This window comes from Crocosphaera sp. Alani8 (assembly GCF_038442745.1).
GTDB lineage: Bacteria > Cyanobacteriota > Cyanobacteriia > Cyanobacteriales > Microcystaceae > Crocosphaera.
The window spans coordinates 1-7,812 of the sequence record NZ_JARVCN010000160.1 but is presented as its reverse complement, the minus strand read 5'-3'; the positions used below and the strand labels follow the sequence as shown (position 1 = coordinate 7,812).

Sequence of the window (7,812 nt, the reverse complement as noted above, 5' to 3'; positions counted from 1 at the left end):
TGATGCCAATTCCTTATTTTTTAGGTTTTGTTTTTTCTTCATGAATAATACAGGATAAGTATCCGATTTTAGCGAATTTATACATTTAGAATTCCCTTATAGTTTGTCAAAACTATCAACGAGTAAAATATTATTCAACTACAAGCTTTGAGTGTCAAGCTCACCACCTTTCATTTCCACTCTTTTTGAAATGGTTGACCCCAATATTTCCATGATTCCTTATTAAATGGACTTCTATATTTTATAATTAACTCTCTTTCCCATTTTAACAAGATTTTCTTCTCAGGAGAAATATGTTCCCAAAAAGCAGAAACTACCCCGACATCTAAGTTATGTATCCGATGCAATTGAATGTAATTTCTGATATAATCCTTACAATCATGAACCCCCGACCATCTTTGATTAGCTGTTAGCTTGGTTTCCCCGCAATATAATAAAATAGGTAACGTATTATCGATTATAAAATAAAGATACCCCTCATTACTTTCGTCTGCAAACTGAGACTTAGGTTCGGGCATTCTCCAAAATAAACAGTTGTGAGTTTTTAACTCAAACGGTTTAATATCTTCTACGCTATGCCAAGACCTTTTAGGTAGCTCAAATAAAGTTTGTTGTTGCGGTTGTTGATTATTTGTAACTTCATTTTGATACTTAAATATTCTTTGTTTCCATTTAATCAAAGCTTCTTTACCCATGATCATACTTTCTTTTCTAGGAGTTAGAGAAGAATTATTAGTATCAAATAAGTTCAGTTGTTTCATTGAAAAATGGGTAAGTAAAAATACTAGGCAATATATCTTAGTATATTTTACTTTTCTAAATGCAAACAAACATGGTAGTATTTTCTTTGGATTTAATCCCACTTAATCCTTAAGGACTCAATTATAAACTTTTGACTTTTATTATTATCAAAGCAACCCCAGGACTCACCACTAACGAAACCATACTAAATATTCTCAAAAATTGTCCTCAAGGACTAACAGTTAAAGAACTTAGTAAACAACTTAATCGCCCCATTTCTCTAATACAAACTTGTTTACAGTTATTAGTTTCTTGTAAAAAAGTTAGAGCAAAGAAAGTAAATACGGTCAACTATTATTCTCTTAAGTAAAGTAAGAGGAAATATTATTGTTAATAATTCATGACCATTTGAGCAGATCTAAAACAATAATCAATGTTATCTGCTTCTATTTTTTGTTGTCTAGTTCTTCATCATTTGTAACTTCAACTACCCTAACATTAAAGGGTTCCCATTCTTGTACTGTAAACCCATAAGAAACATCATCAGGAAATCGAGTGGCCATTTCCTTCCATGCTCCTTCATGACTCTCAGCTTCTATATAATATCCTTGTCTTGCGGTTAGGTCATCCCGTCCAGCACAATCACTAGTATAAGAAGCATTCCTAGTACAACGGTATTCAGGCATAATTAATTAGCAATCGCAGGCATCTAATTTGGGCAAATAAGGCAAATTTATTCCTTCCATTTAATTTATACCAAATATAATAATTGTTTTGAAACATAAAGGTTTCCGAATATCGGTAACGTTCCTTCATCATCATTGTCCCTCTCACTATCATCCCAAAGAATGGCAATATCACTAGTCAAATCAGGATCAATTCCATTCTGTTTGGCTCTTGTTGTTAAATAGTCCACAATTGCTTCATAATTAAGTTGGTCAACTCTTTGATAAAAATACATTAGTATTAACTCTCTTGTGATTAAAGATATTAACTATTATCGTCAGAAATTCTCCCCTCGTCCCTTAGTAGGAAAAATGGGATTGAATGTTAGTCGAAATAGAGGAACTGCTCCTAATAAACCTATTCTTATTTTATCAATTATAGAATTAATTGAACGGGGAAAGATTACTCGTAACAAAATTTATTTAACACCTGAATTAATTGCTACATTCCTTAAACTTTGGAGTCACTTGGAAATTGACCGTAATCCTGATATTGGTTTGCCTTTTTATCATTTACGCAGTGATGGATTTTGGCATTTTAAAGCTAATTTAGGCTTTGAATTTATTGAAAATCCTCAATCTAAAGTCAAAGTCAGAACGATTAAAAATCTCAAGGAAGCGGTTGACTATGCTTATTTTGATCCTGAATTATTTATCTTACTATCTGACTCCACTTTTAGAAGTCAACTAACTCTTACTTTAATTGATTCTTGGTTCTCTGATAAACCTCAACAAATTAGGCGATCGCTTTCAGTGGATGCTCTTGAAGACTTAGAAAATCAACTGATTGCTAGTGGGGGTAAAGTTTATCAACCCCAGGAAATTGATACCAAGGATGAACAAACTATCATTGTCAGAGATGGAGCATTTCGTAAGGCTGTGACTTCTATTTATGGTTATCGTTGTGCTTTCTGTGAATTACAAGTGTTCAACAATCAAGAAAATATTGTTGATGGCGCACATATTAAACCCTTCTCTCAATTTTATGACGATCGCATTATTAATGGGCTATCCCTCTGTAAAAACCATCATTGGGCATTTGACCGCTTTTGGTTCACTATCAACGATGACTATACAATTGAACTAGCTGAGACTTTACACGAAGATTCTCCTTATTCTACCCCTATGAGTCAATTTCAAGGTAAACGACTTTGGCTCCCTAATAATCAACGTTATCATCCTTCTGCTGAGTCTTTAGCTTGGCATCGTGAATCTTTCTTGAATAAATATGCTTCATAAAACTTATCTATTTAAGCATAGCTTTTACTTCGTAAACGAAGTAAAATAAAAAAGTAGTTAGTTAATAAGGAGATTGGAAGTGTACGAATTTGCTTATTGTTTCTCTATTAATAACCAGGTTAAATGGTCATCAGAAAACACTAATAGTTTAATTAATCGAGTTAATCAGGATGAAGCTGAAAAAGTTTCTGAGTTTATTGCGACTTCTAAAATAGGTGATTTCATTCCCCTTGAACTCAGATCTTGCACCTGATATTGAAAACCCGATTTTGACCTAAATGGCAACGAATTCAATAGGGTTTCAGCCCTTAAAAATCGGGTTTTGTGTACTTTTAAAGCTTGGTGCAAGATCTGAGTTGAAGATGGAACTTTAATCTTTAGATGTGCTGTAAATGGGAATGGGAATGGAGGAAAGTAATAAAAATGACTAAACAAGAAGTGGATATTCTTCATGAGGCAATGGAAAAAATGCTAGAAGAATGTGACGTTAATGAACATGATTTTAAGAGTGAGATTGTTAAAGGATATTCAGGAAGAGGAATGTATGGAAAAGAAACTTATGGACTGGTTATCAATTCTTTTACATCTCTTTTACAAGCAATAATGACTTTCCCTGAATTACTTTATGACAAACACGAAGGTAATTCTATTGCTACTAATAACATTATTACTAAATTTAGAACTGATCAACTAGGATTATCCATTATTATTTACTAATTTTGAAATTCTATTACTTGGACAGAATTAATGCTAGAAACTGAGCAATTAACCTATTCGCAAATCAAAAGACTGCTTGAAGAAATAGAGATTAATTTCAAGTCTCATTTTGATGATGAAGAATATGAGCTTTCTGAATTAATTGAAGAACAAGAAGCTTTAGAAGAAGTTTTGTATAACGGGAATTATCTTGATGCATCAGAAGAGTAATCATGAGATTTTGAACAGGCTTTATACCCTTATTCAAAGAGTCATTTTTCTCAACAACTTTGGAGAGAATTAGAACATACTTTGACTGCTTTTCACTAAACTTATTTTTATTATGGAGAATCACCGAAATGAACTTACAATCTGATAAAATAAAACAACAAGAAATCATAGAAACGGCTATTCGGGAAGGTCGGAAAAAATGTGATTATAACACAGTAGATTATCCCCTTGAATTTTTCATTGAAGAGATTAGTCAAGAACAAGTTAATTATGAGCTTAAGTGGGATACTTTACAACAATCTTACTTTATCGAATCTTTATTGATGGGTTTACCAGCCCTCAATCTTGTCATGGATAGTGATGAGAGTATTATCGATGGTAAGCAAAGATTGTACACAACGATTAACTTTGTCAATGGTAATTTAAAATTAGAAAACCTAAAACAAATGCCAAGTTTAAATGGCTTCCACTTCCAAGACTTATTACTATCTCGACAAAGAAAATTCAAGAGGCTTAGTGCGAAAACAATAGTCATATCAGAGTCATCTGATATGTCTTATTTCCTAGACGGAGATATTAGCAAAATTATCACACTTAAAGAGAAAATTTCTTACGATAAATTATTCTCCAATGTGTCTCATGAGGATTTATTTAAGTTACTTAAACCCTTTAATCAAACAGGAGATAATTATGGGGTAACTATTACTTTTTATGACAGAAATTCAGGACAGATGAACTTTAAAATAGATGGAGGAAATGAAAGATGGAAAATTAAATTTGACTCACTATCGGAAGCAATGGGTAAAGCCCAAGAAATCATTAATGAATTAAACCCAAAATTCCAAGAAGTTTTTGATGACTGGAATACTAAAGATGATGAAAATTAATTAAAAACAGTAACTATGGCTACTAAGAAGAAACGACAAACACAAAGAGCATTACAACAAGACTTAATTGCTAAAAGTCAGGCTGAATTTTTTGGATATATTACCAAAGAGGAAGCAACTAACATCTTTGGGATTTTATCAGTCTTAGCTCAATTTCCTGGTTCGGCTCCCCCTGAACCTTTAACTAATTATGATGTCACTTGGACATCAGCGATCAAAGTGGGAGACTCTTTAGACACTCAAAAGTTTACCGTTCAAGCGATCTATAAAGATATGACTTTCATTTATACACCGTTAGGAAGTCAGACTATTTGTTTACCAGACGGTAGTTTTATGAATATGAATGCTTGGGATTATCACGCTATGTTGATTGCTAACCGCATTTTGGAGAATTGGAAATGATAATTATTCGTCTCATATTACCTAAACAATTAACTAAAAGACACACAGAGGTTATTAATTATGTCTGAAGTACAAAGCAATTTCCAAAATCAGTCTTCGGTATGGGAGAATGACCATTTCATTTATAAACCTGAAGATATTAATATTACTACTAGAAAAATTGAAATTAACAAGCTACTTTCTTGTATTGATAATCAATCATTAAACTCTGCGCCCTATTTTCCTTATCGTTATAGTTATTGGAATGATGAAGTTAAAAGTCGTTTGATTGAGTCTATCATTATTCGTCTTCCTATTGGTCATTTTTATCTAGATGGAACAGGACATGATAAATGGTTCATTATGGATGGAATACAAAGACTGTATGCTCTGAAACAGTTTCTTAGTGATAAAAATTTTAAATTATCTGGTTTAGAATACTTACATAATTTGGAGAGAAAAACTTATAATGAAATTGAACGAAGATATCAACGTCGTATAGAAGAAACACAAGTTCCCGTTTATTTAATTGATAAAGGAACCCCTCCAGGTATTAAGTATAATATTGGTAAACGAAATAGCACTGGATTACCTAAATCTTCTCAAGAACTGCGTCAAGCATTAAACCCAGGAAAAGGGAATCAATTACTCGCTCAACTAGCAGGTACTGAAGAGTTTAAACAATTGATTACCTTAGATGATCAACAAAGAAAGCAAATGGATGATAGAGAATTAATTTTAGTCTTTATCTCATTTTTGTTAAATCATAATCTTCAAGATTTTCCGACGATTTACTTATCGTTATCAAGAACTTTAGAGAGACTCAATCATTTGTTTAATACCGAATTAAACGAATTAAAAGAAGGTTGTCAAACCATGTTCAGACAATACCTAGATAATCCTCAAGTTTGTCAATTATTTTCTGACTTATCTGTCAACTCAAATCAGTTGAGCAAAATCAATAAATTAAACCAAATTATTTCTAATCACAGTTAACCTCGTCTTTTTCTCAATATTATTGAACAATGAAACTTATCACTCTAAAATTACCATTACAACCAGGAACAAGAAACCGCGCTCTTATTCTCAGACAACTTACTGATGATCCTAATGGAAACTATTCTACTTGTTATGAAGATTTAGACAGTAGTTTGAATGACCGTTATAGTCAAGGTCATTACTTTAAAACTTACGCTCAAGCTTTAGCTGATTTTCAAGAACAGTGTCAAAAAGAACTAGATTTCTGTGAACAAATCATGTCTGCTTATTGGGATCAGAAATAACTAATTAAAGAATAACGATTATGTATTACGGATATCGGTGTTACGCAGATGACCATGAACCGTTAGGTTGGTTTTACACAACTCATCAAGAACAAGAATTAAATTGGACAACAAATCCTAGTTTATTTTATTGGTGTAAACGTTGGAAAACGAGAAGAGGAGCTGAGAAAAACTTTGATTATTATCAGCAACAATGGCAGCTTTATCGTCGACAAAAATGTGGTTATCTCAAAATAGAAATAATGCCTGAAATTCCGTCAATTGATGAAAATCCCAATCGGACTTCTCAACAGCAATGGGATGCTAAAAATACTAAAATTATTAAAGAATCAAAAACTAAATATGATGAAAAGAATCCTGTTTGGGCATTTCGTCCAACTCCTGAACTTATTGAGTGGTTAGAAGAAGAACGATGGGATAATGAAAATGGTAAACCTGAAACTAATGCTCAATTACTGATTCGTAAACTAAACAAATTAAGACAGCTAGAATGTCAAGGATATTAATATGTCCATCACTATGTTAAAACAGTTTGTTCGAGATAATGCTGGTTTATTCAAAAATTCAAGTAGAAATACTAAATACAAATATAAAAGCTTTTATGAGTTAGTCTTAGAATTGGGACAGGAAATGAAACCAGTAATAACATCAGAAGATTTAATGGGGCAACGTAAAAACTGTTATGGTAATTGTCAGGCTTTGGCTTTTATAGAGTCTGAATTAACCTACTGTGAAGGGTTTGCACTTTCTAATGGAATAGATTTTCCTATTTCTCATGCTTGGTTATTAGATAAATCAGGAACAGTGATCGAAGTAACTTGGGAAGAACCAGGACGGGCTTATTTAGGAATTGCTTTTTCTACTCAATTTATTAAGTCAATTCTCAAAGATAGAGAAAGAAACCAAAGAAGTAATTATTTAAGCTTAATTGAATGCAATCACCTAGAAGATTACTCATTCTTAAAATATGGTTTACCTGATTCAGCTTTGATTAATTTTTAATAGCTCGTTACACTTCACCTTGTTGAACACACCCCAAGTAAATTAGATAGATTATAGTTGGGGACTGCGCTCAACGATTTTGTTCAACAGAATCTTTAAGCAACAGGACAAGGAGAATCTTGAGCCTTCGACGAGAGGGTCAACCGAACCCCATAGTCAGAAAAGATGGTCACTAGAAATATTTGCGACTCAACGCCTCGTTGTTGCTAGACGGAAACCATGTCTAGCAACAACGAGGCGTTGTCTTTTGGTAACGATCTGAAAAAGGGGAGGCGTTGTTCAAAAATAGAGTTTTTTGGGTAACACTTGCAGCCTAAATTGAACCAAGTTTGGACTTGATTTTCAGGACATTAGTATTAGCGAAAGAGGTTGATAATCAAGCTCGTTGGAATCGAGCAAAGCCCAACATTTCTAACCAATGCGGGTGTTTTTCACCTGTCATTAATTCGGCTGGACTTTTCCCTAATCTTTCTGGCTTTCGGCTTTCCATAAATGTGCGATGATTTAAGAAAAATTGCAATAATTCAAGATAGTCTGAACCAAGATGTTTTCTAAGATGGAAATAGTTTCTTAGACTCACATCTTGCACCAAGAAAAGTTGATATGAGAAGCGATGGCTAAAACCCT

At 32.9% G+C, this 7,812-nt stretch carries 14 protein-coding genes; 10 read left to right on the top strand and 4 right to left on the bottom strand.

Features of this window, described 5'->3' with window-relative positions; genetic code table 11:
* Positions 1 to 170: 170 nt before the first annotated feature.
* Positions 171 to 761, bottom strand: coding sequence for a GIY-YIG nuclease family protein (locus P9B04_RS10885; RefSeq protein ID WP_342055014.1), 591 nt, complete (start codon positions 759 to 761; stop codon positions 171 to 173).
* 131 nt (positions 762 to 892) lie between these two features.
* On the opposite strand from P9B04_RS10885, the gene P9B04_RS10880 reads away from it, so the two are divergent.
* Positions 893 to 1,111, top strand: a complete 219-nt coding sequence (locus P9B04_RS10880) for a hypothetical protein (protein WP_342055013.1) — start codon at positions 893 to 895, stop codon at positions 1,109 to 1,111.
* Positions 1,112 to 1,187: 76 nt separating this feature from the next.
* Here P9B04_RS10880 and P9B04_RS10875 read toward each other — a convergent pair whose 3' ends face one another.
* Positions 1,188 to 1,427 (bottom strand): hypothetical protein, encoded by a 240-nt coding sequence (locus tag P9B04_RS10875; RefSeq protein ID WP_342055012.1) that lies wholly within the window; start codon positions 1,425 to 1,427, stop codon positions 1,188 to 1,190.
* A gap of 65 nt (positions 1,428 to 1,492) precedes the next feature.
* On the bottom strand, positions 1,493 to 1,702 hold the full coding sequence (locus tag P9B04_RS10870; RefSeq protein WP_342055011.1) for a hypothetical protein: 210 nt from the start codon (positions 1,700 to 1,702) through the stop codon (positions 1,493 to 1,495).
* Between the two features lie 16 nt (positions 1,703 to 1,718).
* Here P9B04_RS10870 and P9B04_RS10865 point away from each other — a divergent pair, with 16 nt between their 5' ends.
* From P9B04_RS10865 to P9B04_RS10825, 9 genes are all read left to right on the top strand, one after another.
* The gene (locus P9B04_RS10865) at positions 1,719 to 2,705 is read left to right on the top strand and encodes an HNH endonuclease (RefSeq protein WP_342055010.1); all 987 of its coding nucleotides are present in this window, start codon (positions 1,719 to 1,721) and stop codon (positions 2,703 to 2,705) included.
* A gap of 423 nt (positions 2,706 to 3,128) precedes the next feature.
* Positions 3,129 to 3,422, top strand: coding sequence for a hypothetical protein (locus P9B04_RS10860; RefSeq protein WP_342055009.1), 294 nt, complete (start codon positions 3,129 to 3,131; stop codon positions 3,420 to 3,422).
* Positions 3,423 to 3,452: 30 nt separating this feature from the next.
* Positions 3,453 to 3,632, top strand: coding sequence for a hypothetical protein (locus P9B04_RS10855; protein ID WP_342055008.1), 180 nt, complete (start codon positions 3,453 to 3,455; stop codon positions 3,630 to 3,632).
* A gap of 128 nt (positions 3,633 to 3,760) precedes the next feature.
* Positions 3,761 to 4,519: a DUF262 domain-containing protein gene (locus tag P9B04_RS10850; RefSeq protein WP_342055007.1), complete on the top strand. Its 759-nt coding sequence runs from the start codon at positions 3,761 to 3,763 to the stop codon at positions 4,517 to 4,519.
* A gap of 15 nt (positions 4,520 to 4,534) precedes the next feature.
* Positions 4,535 to 4,921, top strand: coding sequence for a hypothetical protein (locus P9B04_RS10845; protein ID WP_342055006.1), 387 nt, complete (start codon positions 4,535 to 4,537; stop codon positions 4,919 to 4,921).
* A 60-nt stretch (positions 4,922 to 4,981) separates the two neighbouring features.
* Entirely contained in the window at positions 4,982 to 5,896 is a 915-nt protein-coding gene (locus P9B04_RS10840) for a DUF262 domain-containing protein (RefSeq protein ID WP_342055005.1), read from the top strand.
* A 29-nt stretch (positions 5,897 to 5,925) separates the two neighbouring features.
* A complete protein-coding gene (locus P9B04_RS10835; RefSeq protein ID WP_342055004.1) occupies positions 5,926 to 6,183 on the top strand; it encodes a hypothetical protein in 258 nt (85 codons plus the stop codon).
* Positions 6,184 to 6,203: 20 nt separating this feature from the next.
* A complete protein-coding gene (locus P9B04_RS10830) occupies positions 6,204 to 6,689 on the top strand; it encodes a hypothetical protein (RefSeq protein ID WP_342055003.1) in 486 nt (161 codons plus the stop codon).
* 1 nt (position 6,690) lies between these two features.
* On the top strand, positions 6,691 to 7,185 hold the full coding sequence (locus tag P9B04_RS10825) for a hypothetical protein (protein WP_342055002.1): 495 nt from the start codon (positions 6,691 to 6,693) through the stop codon (positions 7,183 to 7,185).
* Between the two features lie 376 nt (positions 7,186 to 7,561).
* Here the strand turns inward: P9B04_RS10825 and P9B04_RS10820 are convergent.
* The coding region (locus P9B04_RS10820; RefSeq protein WP_342055001.1) for a hypothetical protein at positions 7,562 to 7,812 on the bottom strand (251 nt) is incomplete at its 5' end.